The organism is Planococcus sp. ANT_H30 (assembly GCF_008369335.1).
Lineage (GTDB): Bacteria > Bacillota > Bacilli > Bacillales_A > Planococcaceae > Planococcus > Planococcus kocurii.
In genome coordinates this window covers 378,181-395,257 of sequence record NZ_VOBJ01000002.1, presented here as the reverse complement: position 1 = coordinate 395,257, position 17,077 = coordinate 378,181, and the positions used below count along the sequence as shown (strand labels likewise).

Here is a 17,077-nt window from a genome sequence, read left to right as displayed (position 1 = left end):
GATTGGTACAAATTACATTCAAGAATAATCCGATGACTATACCGAACACCGAAGTGAGAGTAGGAGATCAAGCTCCTGAGTTTTCAGTTTTAGCGAATGACTTATCACCGGTGACATTGCAAGACACAACAGGTAAGATTCGATTGGTTAGCGTAGTTCCATCACTGGATACGGGTGTTTGTTCAGACCAAACAAAACGTTTCAGCGAAGAAGCTACTTCTTTAGGGGACAATGTTGAAGTATTGACCATTTCAGCTGATTTACCATTTGCTCAAAAACGTTGGACAGACATCAACAAAGTAGATGACATTACCACTTTATCGGATCACCGTGATTTGTCATTCGGTGAAGCTTACGGATTGACGATGCAAGAGCTTCGACTTCTAGCTCGTTCAGTTTTCGTACTTGATGAAAACGACAAAGTTACTTATGTAGAGTATGTAGCTGAAGGAACAGATCATCCCGATTACGAAAAGGCTTTAGATGCAGTTAAAGAATTAACAAAATAATACAAGAAACCCACTCGAGAGAGTGGGTTTCCTTATTGAGGACGGCGAATTATGAATTCAGCAATGGAAAAAACGTTTAATTTTATTGATAATCACACAACAGAAATTCAGAAAGAACAAGAAAACGTGTACCTGGAAAGTTTATTGACGACTACTGAAAATTGGTTGGATGGACTTATCAAGTTAGAAGCGGATGCCAGCAAAGAAGAAGTTCGTAAAGCACTTCAGCTAGCTGTGTTAAAGGGCATGAAAGAGCACATTCAACCACATCATCAAATGACGCCTGACGCACTTGGGTTATTGGTTGGTTATTTGGTTGAGTTGTTTGTCAAAAAAGATCAAGCAGTCATTTTAGACCCGGCAGTTGGAACAGGTAATCTATTGTTAACAGTCATGAATTACTTGGACGGCCGCTTGACAGGAGCAGGCGTAGAACTAGACGATCTTCTCGTGCGTCTTGCTTCAAATGCAGGGAATTTAGTAGAACAACCCATTACGTTCTATCTACAAGATGCACTTCAGCCTTTATTGATCGATCCAGTAGACGTTGTCGTTTCAGATTTACCGGTCGGTTATTATCCCGACGACGAAACCGCAGCCACTTATGAACTAAAAGCAGATGAGGGCATGACATATGCACATCATTTGTTTATCGAACAATCGTTAAAACATACGGCTGATGGTGGTTATTTGTTTTTCATCGTCCCGAAAGCGTTATTTGAATCCGAGCATGCCAGTCAATTGCATAGTTTTTTGAAAAAACATGCGCATATTCAATCCGTTATGGAATTGCCAGATAGCTTGTTTAAAAACTCAGCGCATGCTAAAGGGATTCTCGTCTTACAGAAAAAGAAAGAAGGCATTAAAGCGCCGAAAGAAGTTTTGTTGGCGCGTGTTCCGAATATGTCTAAGCCCGAATCCATGTCTCAATTCTTTTCTCAAGTTACTAGTTGGTTTAAAGAAAACAAAGAATAGAGCAAGGAAGTTATGCTATACTAAAGGTATAAAAACATCCATATGTACCATTTTTAACGAAAAGAGGGATGCGCAATGACTGAGTCAAACGAAGAACCAAAAAAAGTGAGTCTTCAAGAAGCTGTGAAACGCCAACTTGAAGCTAAGAAAAACCAAGCTTCAGACAAATTATCTGGTGGTAACGGTTCACTATCGACTAAAAAGATGAAGAGCCAGCAATCAAAGAAAGTTAGTAATAACCGCCGTAAAATGGGTACGTGATCGATCACGTTACTTGATGTTAAGATTGGGTTAAAAGAGACAAGGATTATTCCTTGTCTCTTTTTTTAGAATTAGCCGTTAAACCTTTATTTTCAACTAGGTCGTGAATAGTGACTGAGGGTGGAGGTCTTTGATGTATGCGGGATTGTGGCTTCGTTTAAAAGCGTTTGCACTTGATTATGTGTTGATTTTTTCCGATATGGGAGTATTGTTTATTGTATCCGTGATTTTCATTCCTTCCATACAACAGGGGTTTCAAGCTTCACGAATTATTGCTCAACTAACGGGCTTCATATTGCTTACGCTACCTGTTTCTCTCTGTTTTATCGTTGCAGACTCAAAAATGGGTAAGCAATCGTTTGGGAAATATAAAATGGGTATTGTCGTAACAGATTAAGAACCAAAAGCCTTTGTTGATAGGTCGAGCAATGAGTCGGACGTTTTTGAAGTTTTTACCATGAGAGCTTTCTCACTTTATGGTGTATCGAATGATTCAGTTAAGAGCTGAGGAATTAGAATTACTAGACTATCTAGTTTGGGGATGGATTTATGGATGGGTTTTTCTTTCTATTTTGATGGTTATTTTTACAAAAAATAAACAGACGCTTTATGATTGGTTAACGAAAACCTATGTCTTCAAATAAAACTTAACTCAAAGTATTGACTTGTCAGAGAAGACTGGTAAAATTTATTTCAATATACTTTTAAAAATGACTAGTCGAGTCGTTCGAAAAAATTTTCTTATGTCGTTGCTCTAGATTAGTATGAACTTTACTGGATTTAAAGTGGTAAGCCGTATTTTTTCATTACGTAAGTGTTTAAATAAGTCGATCGATGGTTTAGTAGGCAATTTGTGTGCAGCAGCAAGAGACTGAATGGTAGGTGTAAATTCAGGCAGCAAATGGGATGAAATACGTCATCAGTTTTGATCGATTCGCAAAGAGTGGATGTTTGGTAAGCTAGAACATCAAATTGGGTGGTAACGCGGAGAAAACCTTCGTCCCTTTATTGGGACGGGCGTTTTCTCTTTTTTTTTTATAAAAAAGGAGAGTTTGTCATGCATAATATCAAATCAGTCATCACGCCAAGAGTTTCAGAAGCTATTTTAATAACAACTGCTATCTTTCTATTAATCAGTGTCAGTATTATTCGATTTAAATCAGTTCCACATCTTCCTATCTTATTTTCGGTTTTGTTGCTATTCGGTTATGGATTGTTAAAGAAAGTGTCCTACCGAACACTGGAAAAAGGATTAGTTGATGGTGCAGGTGCGGGAATGAGCGCAGTTTTTCTGTTTTTCTTTATCGGTATGCTCATTAGTAGCTGGATGATTAGCGGTACCATTCCAACGTTGATATACGCAGGCTTTACCTTGATTTCTATGACGTTTTTTTATGCTATTGTCTTTATCGTCACATCATTAATTGGATTGTCTATTGGTAGCTCACTCACGACGGTTGCAACGATTGGTGTGGCTTTTATCGGGATGGCGACGGCAATGGATTTGTCATTAGCCATAACAGCTGGTGCAATTGTTTCAGGCGCATTTTTTGGGGATAAAATGTCTCCATTGTCAGACACAACAAATTTATCTTCGACCATTGTCGGTGTAGATTTGTTCGACCACATTCGCAATATGGGATGGACGACAATTCCCGCTTTTGTCATAACTCTAGGGTTGTTTGTATGGCTTTCTCCGGAGGCGACGGGAGCTAGTGTGCAGAACATCTCGATCTTTAAAGAAGGACTGTTAGCTACAGGCATGATTCACGGGTATACGCTTGTTCCATTAGTCGTGCTTATTGTTTTAACCTTGGCGAAAACACCTGCTTTAATGACGCTGGCATTAAGTTCAATATCAGCCATTGCGATTTCTTATCTGCATCAAACGTCTACAGCTTCCGAGATTTTTAAGGTGCTATTTAGCGGATATGTGTCTTCTACTGGTATCACAGAGATTGATAGTTTGTTGTCACGTGGTGGAATGGAGAGCATGATGTTCACGGTAGCCTTAGTACTGCTCGCGCTTAGTATGGGTGGATTGCTATTTACTTTAGGGATTGTTCAATGTTTGTTAGCTAAAGTAGAGAGCGTACTGAGAAAAGTTTCGTCGGTTATTGCGGCTTCGGCATTAACCGCAATCGGTATCAATATTCTGATCGGTGAACAATACTTGTCCATTTTATTGACGGGACAGGCATTTAAAGAGCCTTACGACAAAGTAGGACTCGCAGGGAAAAACTTGAGTCGCGTGATGGAAGATGCTGGAACAGTCGTCAACCCACTTGTTCCTTGGAGCGTATGTGGAATTTTCATTACGGGTGTTATTGGCGTTCCGACACTGGAGTATTTACCATTCGCATTCTTTTGTTTGCTATCGCCTGTTCTAACGATTTTATTTGGATTCACCGGAAAAACGCTAACATACAAGTAAATAACGACTATAAAGAGAAAACAGCTGACGTTTATCGTCATCTGTTTTTCTAGAGAAGCAGGGAATTTCAATAGAAAGTCGAATAGTGTCAGTAGAGGGTACTTATTGCAAAGTCACGGAAACTAGTTTAAAGGGGTGGAGAAATGTATCAATCAATTTTAGTCGCTATAGACGGTTCTGAAAATGCTGAACGAGCTGGAAAGCAAGCTGCCCAACTCGCAACGTTAGTGAAAGGGACAGAAGTGACAATCGTATACGTTTCTGATTTTGATGAAGACAGCAATGAAAAGGTTCACGATGGTGGTCAGCTCGAGTTTGAATTGTCGCGAAAGAAAAAAATTCAACCGATCAAAGAAGCTTTAGAACGTGGAGAAGTCTTTTACAAAATTGAAATGATGCACGGTCGTCCAGCACCCGTGATTATTGAAATGGCCAATGAAGGGGAATTTGATTTGGTTGTGATTGGCAGCAGGGGATTAAAGCCAGTATCGGCGCTAGTACTTGGCAGTGTCAGTCAGAAAGTTGTCAATCACGTGCATTGTCCCGTACTAGTCGTAAAATAACTCAGACGGACGAGTGGATAGTTCTGGTATACTGGTAAAAAGATTGTTGGTATTACTGATTAACTGACTAAAAGATCAGCTGGAGGAGAAAATGACTACATTACCGAATTGTCCTAATTGTAATTCTGAATATACGTATGAAGACGGCAATCTGTTTGTCTGTCCTGAATGTGCACATGAATGGAATTTAGCGATTGAAGCTGAACAGGATGAAAAAGAAAAAATCGTCAAAGATGCAAACGGAACGGTATTAAAAGATGGGGATGCTGTAACAGTCATTAAAGACTTGAAAGTCAAAGGCAGTTCGTCAACTTTGAAAATTGGAACAAAAGTAAAAAGTATCCGTTTGGTTGATGGTGATCACGACATTGATTGTAAGATCGATGGTTTTGGTCCGATGAAACTAAAATCGGAATTTGTTAAAAAAGCATAACACGAAAAAAACTCCGTCGACCTTTTGAGGTCGACGGAGTTTTTTCGTGTTTATCTGTTTAAACGCCGCGTTTATTGCCCCATACTAAAGTATGCAATTGCGGCAACACTTTGGCATCATTCATAATAGGGGACTGAATATGGTAATCAATTAATTGTTCGTATCTATGAAGTAAGGTAGTCACTAACTGCAAATCATCTGTCGTTGCAGTGTCTTCGTTACCTGTTTGTAAGAAAAATGGAACTGCCGGGTAACGCTGGTGAAGTTTTTCTGCATAAGCAAAGTCAATTTCGTCAAAAATAACAACTTTCAGGCTGACATTGGCATTTTGCAGTTTTTCTATAAATACATCTAGTTTCGTTACATCTGTTTTCATACCAGAACTAGGTGGTTTTGGTGACAAGGTAATATCATCGATTTCTATCATCCACTCTTGCCAAAGAGATGCCTGCGTTTCTACAGCCACTTTCCAGCCTTGCAAATGGCACAAATCAACGAGTTCACCGATACCTTTATGGAGAGCGGGATTGCCACCGGATATGGTGACATGCGAAAAGGCCTTGCCACCGGTTTGGATGAGTTCCTCAACGATTTCAGTAGGTTGTTTGGAGACGCTTGTGCCTGTGCCATCCCAAGTGAATTTAGAATCACACCAAGAACAGGAATAATCGCATCCTGCTGTGCGCACAAACATGGTTTTTTGTCCCATTACCATGCCCTCACCTTGAATGGTTGGACCGAAAATTTCCATCACTGGAATTCTCATAACAAGTCCTCTTGTTTCGGACGGAATACAACATAACTGGTTGGTGTTTCACGAACGATAACTTGCAGACAGTTGGGACGGTTGCTGGTCGCTTGCAGCATCGTTTGAATCGACTGCCACACTTGCTTAGCAAGAAGCTCGGTGGTCGGAAATTTAGTGGCAAATTCCGGATGATCGTTCAAGACACTGTGGTCGTATTTTTTATGAATCAGTTCTTTTAATAATTTAAAGTCAATTAGAAAACCAATGGCGTCAAGTTCGTTACCTGCGATTGTAATGTTGAGGTGATACGTATGGCCGTGCATGACTTGGCATTTCCCTGCTTCTTCACTTGGAATAAAATGCGCTGCTGAAAAATGAAAGTCCTTATTGAGCTCAAATTGGAAATCGTGTGGAATTGTCGGATAAAATTGCTGCATCATGCTCTAACACCAGCCATTTTTTTATCCTGATAGCGAGCAAGTCCATCATTTCGCAATTTGCAGGCAGGACATTCGCCACAACCAGTGCTCGGGATGCCGTTATAGCAAGTTAAGGTCTTGTCTTGAATAAATTCAAAAGCACCAAGTGTATCAGAAAGTTCCCAAACCTCGGTTTTGTCGAGCCACATTAACGGCGTATGGATGATAAACTGCTTGTCCATTGCTAAATTTAATGTGACATTTAGTGAACGAATAAACGTATCACGACAATCGGGATAACCGCTGAAGTCGGTTTGACTTACTCCAGTAATTAAATGTTGGCAACCGATAGCGTCTGCATAAACTGCTGCAAAAGATAAAAATAAGTGATTTCTGCCTGGTACAAAAGTAGATGGCAATTCACCATCTTCTGCGGTCACGTCGATATCATCACGTGTTAACGCATTTGCTGAGAGTTGATTGATCAAAGTCATATCCAATACCTTAAATGATACACCTAGTTCTTCAGCGATTTTTCTGGCACACTCAATTTCAGCCGAATGACGCTGGCCGTAATCAAAAGTGACGGTTGCTACTTCTTTGAAATTCTTGATTGCCCAAAATAGGCAAGTGGTACTGTCTTGGCCACCGCTGAAAACGACGACTGCTTTTTCTTTTTTCATCTGTAACACTCCTTAGTTTTTTAGAGAGGGAGTTTGCGAACCTCTTTTAGCGAACAGTGTTAATAATAACATAATGTACCAGAAAAGAAGACTATAAATGCAAGTCTCCGGAAGGTGTACTATTTCTGAAATAGGGTATATTTATAGAATAAGGAAAGGGGATGTTTGACATGAGAGCAATTATTATCGACAGTTATGGTGGTACAGAACAACTGAAAGAAAGAGAAGTAGAAAAACCAACTATCAACGAAAATCAGGTGCTAGTTGAAGTTCATGCCACTTCTATAAATCCAATTGACTGGAAATTACGTGAAGGCTATTTAAAAGAAATGTTACCTTGGGAATTCCCGATTATTTTAGGTTGGGATGCAGCGGGTGTGGTTGCTGAAATTGGCACAAACGTTAAGCATTTCAAAGTAGGCGATCGTGTCTTTACGAGACCTGCGACAACACGTCAAGGGACTTATGCAGAATTTGTGCCAGTAGAAGAACAGCTATTAGCTCATATGCCAGAAAGCATGACTTTTGAAGAAGGCGCGGCAATTCCATTAGCTGGGCTAACTGCTTATCAATGCCTTGTCGACTTTGCCGAAGTTAAAAAAGGAGATAAAGTATTGATTCATGCGGGAGCCGGTGGAGTGGGAAGTATGGCCATTCAAATTGCTAACAGCATCGGAGCGTATGTAGCGACGACTGCAAGTGACAAAAACGATGAACTGGTCAAATCACTAGGTGCAAACCGTGTCATTAATTACAGTGAAGAAGATTTTAGTGAGTTACTGGAAAACTTTGATGCAGTATTAGACACAATGGGTGGAGAAGTACTAGATAAAAGTTTCAAAGTCTTGAAAAAAGGCGGGAAACTGATTTCGATTGCAGGTCAGCCTTCTGCAGAGAAAGCGCAAGAGCACGAAGTAAAAGCAAGCAGCTTTTGGTTAGAGCCGAGCGGTGAGCAATTACATCAGCTGGCTAATTTGTTTGTATCAGGAGAATTTAAACCTGCGATTGGTCACGTGTTTGAGTTTAGTGAGCAAGGGTTAAAAGATGCACACGAACTTAGCGAAACTCATCATGCTCGCGGAAAAATTATTATCAAAGTGAAATCTTAATAAAACGAAAAAATCCTTTCACATGAGTGAAAGGATTTTTTCGTTTTACGTATTAACCTGTTGGTGCATCGTCTTGAGCTTCTTCAGTACGTACAACCAATACATCACATTTTGCTGAACGAACAATGTGTTCTGAAACGCTACCGATTAGGAAACGTTCAACCGCATTTAATCCGGTAGCACCACAGATAATTAAATCCGCTTCAACTTTTTGTGCCAAATCTCTTGAAATCATTGTTTTAGGAGAACCATAATCGACAACAATGTTCACTTTTTCAACACCACCGGCTAACGCTTCTTTTTTATACTCTTCTAATAAATCTTCAGCAAACTTTTGAGCACGGTCAGCAATCGAGCGATCGTACGCTTCAATTGCAGCGAACGAACGGGTATCGATTACGTTTACCAAATTTAATGTAGCGTTATTCCGTCCAGCAATACCAACTGATTTTTTAAATGCCCACTCAGCTTCTTTCGAACCATCGACTGCTACAAGAATTTGACTGTATTTTAATGTCATCCTACATTCCTCCTTTATCTCTCTTTGTAAACATTCGCTAAAACTATCTAAGTTCCTGCTAAATTGGATGTAATTTCGTGAATTTTTTGTCTAATTAAAGGCGTCTTTTGACATGGTAATTAGATGAATAGAAATAAATAGCTAGCAGTAAAGTGATGGTTTAAACCAATCGTTCAATTTACGGTAAATGAAAAGCGACATCAGAATTTTTCTGGTGTCGCTGTGTCTATTAATTATGGATAATTTGAAGTTCTTTCGGGAATTTTGTCAGTACTTCGTAACCATCTGCAGTTACAGCGACGTCATCTTCAATACGAACGCCGATTTTACCAGGAATATAAATACCAGGCTCTAATGTAAAGACCATTCCTTTTTCCATTTTTATCGAATTCTCTCCATGAATAGAAGGGAATTCATGAACATCGATGCCTAAACCATGTCCTAAACGGTGTGTGAAATACTCACCGTATCCTGCATCTGTAATTACTTTACGTGAAATTTGATCAAGTTCAGCAGCTGTAACGCCAGGTTTGACCGCTTCAAGAGCAGCTGTTTCAGAACGATAGACAATATCATATACAGCCTTTTGCTCTTCACTAGGTTCTCCAAGCGCTAATGTACGGGTAATATCTGAGCAATAGCCTTTATGAACAACGCCAAGGTCAAACAATACCAAGTCGCCATTTTTCAATTTACGATCGCCAGTTTTACCGTGTGGTGAAGCCGCTTTGTCTCCAGCCAATACAGTTGTATCGAACGACATATGCGTAACGCCACGTTTTTTTAACGCTAATTCAATTTCTGTCATGACTTCAATTTCAGTAATGCCTTCTTTAATTGTTTTTGCAGCTACTTCAATCGCGTAATCAGCTAATGCCGCTGCTTCACGTAATATTCGAAGTTCTGCGTCATCTTTTATTACACGCATAGCATTTAACTGATCGTCTAGTTGTACAATTGTACGCGGCTCAAAGAATGAGAGAATCGCTTCGGAGCGATCTACTGTCATATGCGCTTTTTCAATTGCCATTGTTTTTAATTCAATGCCACGCGATTTTGCTGTTTTATATAAAATTTCCATGGAATTTTGTGTGTCTTCGTGACCGACGATTTCGCCTGTCCACCCAGCATTCTTTGCATCTGGAATTTCCATTTTAGGACAAATTAAAAAGGGTTCAGCTTCTGCGAATATCATGACACCTAGTAGACGTTCATGTGGATTACTTTTGAAACCACTAACGTAAAAAACGTTGTAGGGATCTGTAATAAATGCCGCATCAATTGAATGTTGTTTCAGGTAATCTTGTAGTTGGTTAATTTTTATCATATGTATTCCTCCTCTATATGTGTAGCATATCAAAAAACAGGGTATAAATCAGCTATATGACTTGAATTCACTATATTCAAACATCAATTGGAGGGATTTTATGCACGTCTCATATCATGGTCATTCTATTGTGAAAATCAAAACAGGTGAATATACTATTTTAATTGATCCATTTATTAACGGCAATGAGTTCACTGATTTAACGGTCGAAAAAGAAAGGCCAGATGTGATCCTCTTAACACATGCCCATAACGACCATGTTGGCGATACCGTCGAACTAGCGAAAAAAAGTAATGCGCAAGTTATAGCTGTATTTGAACTAGCTAATTATTTAGACAGTCTCGGTGTAAACGCAGTAGGTATGGGGTTAGGCGGCGCACACGAATTCGAGTTTGGTGTGGTAAAGTTCACAAAAGCATTTCACAGTTCTTCTTTCACAACAGCAGAAGGTGAAGTCGTTTATGGTGGCATGCCAGCTGGAATTTTATTTACAGCAGAAGGCAAAACAATTTACCATGCAGGTGATACAGAAGTGTTTGGTGACATGAAGATGTTAGGTGAGCGAAATGATATTGATGTGGCGTTTGTACCAATTGGCGATCATTTTACAATGGGGCCAGAAGATGCAGCTTATGCGGTCGAATTATTACAACCGAAAGTGGTTGTTCCGATCCATTACAATACATTCCCGCCCATTAAGCAAGATCCTGAGTACTTTAAGTCGTTAGTAAAAGATGCACAAGTAAACATTTTACAGTCAGGCGAAAGCATTAAACTGTAGCACATAAAACAACCCGAAGAGTAAAAACTTTTCGGGTTGTTTTATGCCGTTTATGCCTGTCGGACCAAAACGCCCGTCTCCACTTTTCGATTTGTCTAGTTGCGCCGGGCTGCTCCTCGGGACATAAGCCACAGTGTCAGTGCGGCTGAAGAAATGCCGCTCGGCCACTGCGTCTTATGCCTGTCGAACCAAAACGCCCGTCTCCACTTTTCGATTTGTCTAGTTGCGCCGGGCTGCTCCTCGGGACATAAGCCACAGTGTCAGTGCGGCTGAAGAAATGCCGCTCGGCCACTGCGTCTTATGCCTGTCGAACCAAAACGCCCGTCTCCACTTTTCGTGTACTTATGCTACACTGTAAGGTAAAGGAACGTAGAAAGAATGGGTGAAATCATGGCGACTAAGCATGAACAAATACTGGATCATATTGAGACTTTAGCTGTGGGGGAGAAAATCTCGGTACGGCGTATTGCGAAGGATTTGCAGGTCAGTGAAGGAACTGCTTACCGCGCGATTAAAGAAGCAGAAACAAACCGATTGGTGTCGACCATTGAACGTGTGGGGACAATTCGTATTGAACGTAAAAAGAAAGAAAATATTGAACGATTGACCTATGCTGAAATTGTCAATATTGTTGATGGGCAAGTGCTGGGTGGTAGAGCTGGGCTGCACAAATCCCTCAACAAATTTGTTATTGGGGCCATGCAGCTAGAAGATATGATGCGTTACACAGAAGCAGGCAATTTACTAATTGTTGGGAATCGTTATAAAGCACATGAATATGCACTTCGTGCAGGTGCGGCAGTACTTGTGACCGGTGGATTTGAAGCATCGGATGGCGTAAAAAAATTAGCGGATGAATTCGAGCTTCCGATTATTTCGACTAGCTACGATACGTTTACGGTTGCCACAATGATTAATCGAGCCATTTACGATCAATTAATTAAAAAGGAAATTTTGTTAATTGAAGATATTTTAATTCCGCTAGAAGAAACCGATCATTTAAATCTTAAAGAACCCATTCGTCGTTATCACGAATTAAATGAAGAAACGACACATGGTGGCTTCCCAGTAGTGGACCAATCCAATCGATTGGTCGGCATTATTACTTCGCGTGATGTGATTGGGCATCCGCCTACGGAATTAATAGAAAAAGTCATGACTAAAGATCCCATTACCGTCTCAATGCAGACCAGTGTTGCGGCGGCAGGACATCGTATGATTTGGGAAGGCATTGATTTACTGCCTGTTGCGGATGACTCTGGCAAATTGAAAGGCGTTATTAGTAGGCAAGATGTGTTAAAAGCGATTCAAACGGCTCAACGCCAGCCACAACAAGGCGAAACAATTGATGATATCATCAAAAGTCAACTTCACCAACAAACTAGCGACAAACTATTGCTCGAGTTTCGCGTGACACCTCAAATGACGAATGCTTATGGTTCGATTTCTCATGGTGCGTATACCATGATTTTAACCGAAGCGGCATCGGCAATATTAAAAACGAAAAACCGAAAAGATAGTGTATTAGAAAACTTAACCATTTATTTTTTGAAGCCGGTTCAGTTGGATGTGCTGGTGTACGTCAAACCAACCATTTTGGACATTAGTCGAAAATCTGCCAAAGTTGAAGTTGAAGTATCTTTGGAAAACGAAATCGTCGGAAAAGCCATGTTGACTTTCCAATTACTAGATCGTTAAAGCAAAAAGACCTCTAAAAGGCAGCAGGCACACTCAGTAAACGAGTGTGCCTGCTGCCTAATTAGTCTGTCGGACAAATGAAATCACTTATGGATTCAAATCTGCTTCTTCTTCCAGAAATACATGATAATGACGCGCCGCTTTGTAGTTGTAATAAACCAAAGCTAGACCAAGAACAATGAAAATAGTTGAAATGATGTACGTAATCACGGTTTGAAAAACGAATAGTTGATTGACACCAAAAAAGGCGACAAAACTTCCCAACGCCATCGATGCACGTGCAGCATACCATTTTTTTCGAATGGGCAAAACGGTGCGTGTGCGGAATTGCTTTGTTTTGTTATAAAAATAAATGACAAATGATACAATAATTAAAACGACAAAAATGAACATAAGGACCTCCTGAATTCCAAAACTCATTATCATTGTACTGAGAACTGAGTAAAATTGCGAATGGATTTCCTTATAAATGGAGGAACTCGGAAATGAACAGTCAAATCATCGACACAATTAAGCAATACAGCACCATTATTATTCATCGTCATGTCCGCCCCGACCCGGATGCGTATGGTTCACAACTTGGTTTAAAGTACTTGCTGGAACAAAACTACCCAGACAAGCGTATTTTAGCTGCCGGTTCACACGATTACACGATGGATTTTTTAGATTTTCCTGACACTGTCGAAGATCAAGATTTCGAAGGGGCTTTAGTAATTGTCACAGATACTGCCAATACAGAACGTGTGGATGACCAACGCTATAAGACAGGCGACAAACTCATCAAAATTGATCACCATCCAAATGACGATGCCTATGGAGACATCGTGTCTGTGGATACAACGGCTAGTTCAGCATCTGAATTGATTTATGACCTTTATACATATGGTCGTGAACATGAAGACTGGAACATGTCAGCAAAAGCAGCTCGTTTATTGTATGCAGGAATTATTGGTGACACTGGACGATTCTTATTTCCAAGTACCACACAAAAAACTTTTTCAGTTGCCGGTGAGTTGATCAAATACGATTTTGATCGCAATGCGCTGCATAACGGCATGTACGAAATGGATCGTAAATTATTGCATTTGCAAGGATATATGTACCAGAACTTCAAAATGGATGAAAATGGTGCGGCGTATGTTAAAATCACCAAAGACATTTTAACAGAATTTGATGTTACAGCAACAGATACTTCTTTATTGGTTGGTTCGCTTGGAAATGTAAAAAATATAAAAGCGTGGGTTATTTTGATTGAAGAAGACCGTGAAATTCGAGTTCGATTGCGTTCGAAAGGACCAGTTATTAACGAGTTGGCTAAAGAATTTGGTGGCGGAGGTCACCCGCTGGCTTCTGGGGCAACTGCGTATTCATGGCAAGAGGCTGACCGTGTAATTGATCGGCTAAAAGAAATTTGTGCAACTGCAAATTAAGGAGGGAGTTTATTGTCAATGGTTTATCCGCATATAAGCACATCAGCCGATTTGCTGAAAAGCACGGTGCGCCTTGACGAACTTTTCCCTTATTTAAAGGAACAAGGAGCCACATCAGTCGCAATCGTTAATACAAAATTGTATGGCATTTTACCGTTTTGGGAAGAATGTCGTCGTGCAGATATTCACGGAGTAATTGGTTTATCAGTTTTTATCGAATACGAAGAGCAGCATTATCCAATCATTTTGTATGCCCAGACCAATAAAGGTTATGGCAACTTACTGAAAATCTCCAGTGCTCTTTCGACGAGAGACAAAGAGGCAATACCTGAACAATGGTTAAAAGCTTATAAAGAAGGCTTGATTTGTGTCATTCCAAACAAAGCAGAGTGGCTATTAGCTGATCGGAGTCAGGTTTTCCAATTTGTAAAAGACTTGTTTGGTGCATGCGCTTTTGGAAGTCTTGAACGTCCAGGTGGTGTTAAGTCTCAATACGAGTCGATGTTTATTGAATTGTGCGACACCATCCAATTGCCCATTATCGCAACACACGAAAGTCGTTATTTGCGTGAGCAAGATGCATTTGCTTATGAAGTGGCATCTGCGATCGGTCAAGGTCTAAAGATGAACGATCCGCAAAGGCATGAACCGGAGCACACGAGTGCCTATATTCCAAGCCCTAAAGAATTGGAATCTTGGTTTGTAGATCATCCGGAATGGCTCTTGCGTACAACAGAACTGATGGCAAGTTGTCACGTAACAATTCCAATGAATCAGCAATTGCTGCCGGTTTTTCCTGTGGATGATAAAGTTGACAAAGCGACTTTTATTGCGGAACTATGCAAATTAGGGTTAGCTGAACGGAAAGTCGGATTTTCAGAAATTTATCAGCAGCGTTTAGACTACGAATTATCGGTCATCGCTAAGATGGGCTTTATCGATTATTTCTTGATTGTTGCAGATTTTATGAAATATGCCAGAGATCAAGATATTTTAACAGGTCCTGGACGTGGTTCTTCGGCAAGTTCACTTGTTGCGTATTCGCTGAAAATTACCGATGTTGATCCGATTGAACATGGGTTGTTATTTGAACGTTTCTTGAATCCAGAGCGAATTACGCTGCCAGACATTGATATCGATTTTGCTGATCACAGGCGCCACGAAGTGGTCGACTATGTAGCGAAAAAATATGGTGCAATTCGCACGGCGCAGATTATTACATTCGGCACCTTATCAGCGAAAGCCGTTGCACGTGATACTGCCCGTGTATTTGGTTTTGAAGCAGAAGAACTCGAAGCCATTTCAAAAATGATTCCAAATCGTCCAGGAACGACATTGCGCTCAGCTCTTAAAGAGTCTACTGCATTTAACGATTGGATTATTGAAAAAGAAGAACGCAAATCTTGGTTTAAAACCGCGTTAAAATTAGAAGGCCTGCCACGCCATGCTTCGACACATGCAGCAGGTGTGATTTTAAGCCCGACGCCGCTAGTGGACCACGTGCCGATTGAAAAAGGTCATGAAGGAATCTATTTGACGCAATGGCCAATGCAAGAACTCGAAGCCATCGGTTTGTTGAAAATGGATTTTCTTGGTTTGCGTAATTTAACCATATTAGAACAAATCCGTAACTTGGTTTATTGGGATACCAAAAAGCGAATCGATTATAGAAGCCTTCCACTAGAAGACGCTAAAACCTATCAACTGCTGGCCAAGGGCGATACGACTGGCATTTTCCAATTAGAGTCTGACGGCATGCGGCGTGCGCTACAACAAATCAAACCAACGGCTTTTGGTGATATTGTTGCTGTCAATGCCTTGTTCCGACCAGGTCCAATGGAATTTATCCCTCTGTATGCGAGACGGAAACACGGACAGGAATCTGTTAAATACGTTCATCCGATTCTTGAACCAATTTTGAGCGAAACATACGGCGTCATCGTCTACCAAGAACAGATTATGCACATTGCCGCGAAAATGGCTGGATTTTCTCTTGGACAAGCCGATCTATTACGTCGCGCTGTCAGTAAGAAAAAAAGAGAAATTCTAGATGAACAGCGTGCACACTTTGTCCGAGGGGCAAAAGCCAAAAATTTTACAGAAGCAGAAGCGGCAGAAGTTTATGATTTGATTGTTCGTTTTGCCGATTACGGTTTTCCAAAAAGTCATGCGGTTGCTTATAGCATAATTTCTTATCAACTAAGCTATATGAAAACCCATTATCCAGTCTATTTCTATACCGGAATGTTGACCAACAGTGCGGGTAATGTCGATAAAACAAAACAATTAATGCAAGAAATCAAAGAAAAGAACATCCCGTTGTTGTCACCATCTATTCAAAAAAGTCGTCATTCGTTTTCTGTAGAAGCTGGCGAAATACGAATCGGTTTGAATGTAGTAAAAGGAGTTCCAGGTACGACTATTAAAGCGTTACTGGCTGCTAGAGAAAGTGGACCGTTTAGTAGTTTGTTTAATATTGCCGAACGTATTTCGGCTTTGCATTTTAACCGTAAATCATTTGAGCCACTCATTAAAGCAGGTGCTCTGGATGAATTTGGTTATGACCGTGGAGTGTTACTGGCGTCGCTTGATAGTGCCATTAAGCATGCTGAACTCGTTAAGCCAACAGAAGATCCTGGCTTGTTTGATGATATGGGCTCTAGCTTCATGAAACCGAAATACACGAAGGCTACAGATATGCCTGAAACGCTAAAGCTTGACTATGAAAAAGAAGTTCTTGGTTTTTACTTGTCGAAGCATCCGATTGAACGTGAGAAAGAAAATCGTCAAAAAACCTATCAAGATCTGAAATCGCTGAAAAACAAACGGGATAGGGAATCGGTAACGGTTTTAGGTATGGTAGAAGATGTCAAACGGATTCGTACAAAAAAAGGAGATGCTATGGCATTTGTCACTTTAATGGACGATACGGGTCCAGCTTCCGTTACGTTGTTTCCAGTGGAATACGCTAAATACACTCCTCTTTTGGAACTCCATGCTGTACTCGAAATCCAAGGTATAGTCGAAAATCGTAATCAGAAAACGGCTATTATCTGTAAAACAATAGAAACTTGACTGCTTTTCTCAAAGAAAAGCAGTTTTTTCTTTACGTAACAGTATTTTTTTTGTAAGGTAAAGGATATGAGTGGCCAGACCACTTTCAAAAAAATGGGAACTGAGGAACCAT

At 40.4% G+C, this 17,077-nt stretch carries 19 protein-coding genes and 1 riboswitch; of the genes, 13 read left to right on the top strand and 6 right to left on the bottom strand.

What is annotated here, in order from left to right:
• Positions 1-2: 2 nt before the first annotated feature.
• The 8 genes from tpx to FQ085_RS07835 all read left to right on the top strand — a co-directional run bounded on the left by tpx (position 3) and on the right by FQ085_RS07835 (position 5,175).
• Positions 3-509 (top strand): thiol peroxidase, encoded by a 507-nt coding sequence (tpx, locus tag FQ085_RS07865; protein WP_149456333.1) that lies wholly within the window; start codon positions 3-5, stop codon positions 507-509.
• A gap of 51 nt (positions 510-560) precedes the next feature.
• The gene (locus FQ085_RS07860) at positions 561-1,484 is read left to right on the top strand and encodes a class I SAM-dependent methyltransferase (protein ID WP_149456332.1); all 924 of its coding nucleotides are present in this window, start codon (positions 561-563) and stop codon (positions 1,482-1,484) included.
• A gap of 75 nt (positions 1,485-1,559) precedes the next feature.
• Complete coding sequence (locus FQ085_RS07855) at positions 1,560-1,745, top strand: hypothetical protein (RefSeq protein WP_058385743.1); 186 nt, start codon at positions 1,560-1,562, stop codon at positions 1,743-1,745.
• Between the two features lie 133 nt (positions 1,746-1,878).
• The gene (locus FQ085_RS07850) at positions 1,879-2,142 is read left to right on the top strand and encodes an RDD family protein (protein WP_058385742.1); all 264 of its coding nucleotides are present in this window, start codon (positions 1,879-1,881) and stop codon (positions 2,140-2,142) included.
• Between the two features lie 91 nt (positions 2,143-2,233).
• Positions 2,234-2,389, top strand: coding sequence for a hypothetical protein (locus tag FQ085_RS18025; protein WP_156423924.1), 156 nt, complete (start codon positions 2,234-2,236; stop codon positions 2,387-2,389).
• A gap of 413 nt (positions 2,390-2,802) precedes the next feature.
• Complete coding sequence (nhaC, locus tag FQ085_RS07845; protein WP_058385741.1) at positions 2,803-4,179, top strand: Na+/H+ antiporter NhaC; 1,377 nt, start codon at positions 2,803-2,805, stop codon at positions 4,177-4,179.
• Positions 4,180-4,322: 143 nt separating this feature from the next.
• Positions 4,323-4,742 (top strand): universal stress protein, encoded by a 420-nt coding sequence (locus FQ085_RS07840; protein WP_058385740.1) that lies wholly within the window; start codon positions 4,323-4,325, stop codon positions 4,740-4,742.
• A gap of 91 nt (positions 4,743-4,833) precedes the next feature.
• Positions 4,834-5,175, top strand: a complete 342-nt coding sequence (locus tag FQ085_RS07835; protein ID WP_058385739.1) for a zinc ribbon domain-containing protein YjdM — start codon at positions 4,834-4,836, stop codon at positions 5,173-5,175.
• Positions 5,176-5,233: 58 nt separating this feature from the next.
• Here FQ085_RS07835 and queE read toward each other — a convergent pair whose 3' ends face one another.
• From queE to queC, 3 genes are read right to left on the bottom strand one after another with little or no spacing between them, the layout of a single operon-like run.
• Positions 5,234-5,941 (bottom strand): 7-carboxy-7-deazaguanine synthase QueE, encoded by a 708-nt coding sequence (queE, locus tag FQ085_RS07830; protein WP_058385738.1) that lies wholly within the window; start codon positions 5,939-5,941, stop codon positions 5,234-5,236.
• Positions 5,938-6,363 carry a 6-carboxytetrahydropterin synthase QueD gene (gene queD, locus FQ085_RS07825; RefSeq protein ID WP_058385737.1) on the bottom strand — a complete coding sequence of 142 codons (426 nt, stop codon included), beginning with the start codon at positions 6,361-6,363 and terminating at the stop codon, positions 5,938-5,940. The genes queE and queD overlap by 4 nt, the downstream gene beginning before the upstream one ends.
• On the bottom strand, positions 6,360-7,025 hold the full coding sequence (gene queC / locus FQ085_RS07820; RefSeq protein ID WP_058385736.1) for a 7-cyano-7-deazaguanine synthase QueC: 666 nt from the start codon (positions 7,023-7,025) through the stop codon (positions 6,360-6,362). The genes queD and queC overlap by 4 nt, the downstream gene beginning before the upstream one ends.
• A gap of 6 nt (positions 7,026-7,031) precedes the next feature.
• Positions 7,032-7,075: riboswitch (PreQ1 riboswitch) on the bottom strand.
• A 120-nt stretch (positions 7,076-7,195) separates the two neighbouring features.
• Here queC and FQ085_RS07815 point away from each other — a divergent pair.
• Entirely contained in the window at positions 7,196-8,134 is a 939-nt protein-coding gene (locus FQ085_RS07815) for an NADP-dependent oxidoreductase (protein ID WP_058385735.1), read from the top strand.
• A 52-nt stretch (positions 8,135-8,186) separates the two neighbouring features.
• On the opposite strand, the gene FQ085_RS07810 is transcribed toward FQ085_RS07815, so the two are convergent.
• Together FQ085_RS07810 and FQ085_RS07805 are read right to left on the bottom strand one after the other, a co-directional pair.
• A complete protein-coding gene (locus FQ085_RS07810) occupies positions 8,187-8,654 on the bottom strand; it encodes a universal stress protein (protein ID WP_058385734.1) in 468 nt (155 codons plus the stop codon).
• A gap of 229 nt (positions 8,655-8,883) precedes the next feature.
• The gene (locus FQ085_RS07805; RefSeq protein WP_058385733.1) at positions 8,884-9,981 is read right to left on the bottom strand and encodes a M24 family metallopeptidase; all 1,098 of its coding nucleotides are present in this window, start codon (positions 9,979-9,981) and stop codon (positions 8,884-8,886) included.
• A 100-nt stretch (positions 9,982-10,081) separates the two neighbouring features.
• Here FQ085_RS07805 and FQ085_RS07800 point away from each other — a divergent pair, with 100 nt between their 5' ends.
• Together FQ085_RS07800 and FQ085_RS07795 are read left to right on the top strand one after the other, a co-directional pair.
• On the top strand, positions 10,082-10,762 hold the full coding sequence (locus tag FQ085_RS07800) for a metal-dependent hydrolase (RefSeq protein ID WP_058385732.1): 681 nt from the start codon (positions 10,082-10,084) through the stop codon (positions 10,760-10,762).
• A gap of 390 nt (positions 10,763-11,152) precedes the next feature.
• Positions 11,153-12,460: a DRTGG domain-containing protein gene (locus FQ085_RS07795; protein WP_058386927.1), complete on the top strand. Its 1,308-nt coding sequence runs from the start codon at positions 11,153-11,155 to the stop codon at positions 12,458-12,460.
• Between the two features lie 87 nt (positions 12,461-12,547).
• Here FQ085_RS07795 and FQ085_RS07790 read toward each other — a convergent pair whose 3' ends face one another.
• On the bottom strand, positions 12,548-12,853 hold the full coding sequence (locus tag FQ085_RS07790) for a YtpI family protein (protein WP_058385731.1): 306 nt from the start codon (positions 12,851-12,853) through the stop codon (positions 12,548-12,550).
• A 92-nt stretch (positions 12,854-12,945) separates the two neighbouring features.
• Between FQ085_RS07790 and FQ085_RS07785 the strand changes: the two genes are divergently transcribed.
• Positions 12,946-13,890 carry a DHH family phosphoesterase gene (locus FQ085_RS07785; RefSeq protein WP_149456331.1) on the top strand — a complete coding sequence of 315 codons (945 nt, stop codon included), beginning with the start codon at positions 12,946-12,948 and terminating at the stop codon, positions 13,888-13,890.
• Positions 13,891-13,908: 18 nt separating this feature from the next.
• Complete coding sequence (gene dnaE, locus FQ085_RS07780) at positions 13,909-16,965, top strand: DNA polymerase III subunit alpha (RefSeq protein WP_262499778.1); 3,057 nt, start codon at positions 13,909-13,911, stop codon at positions 16,963-16,965.
• The last annotated feature ends 112 nt before the right edge of the window (positions 16,966-17,077 follow it).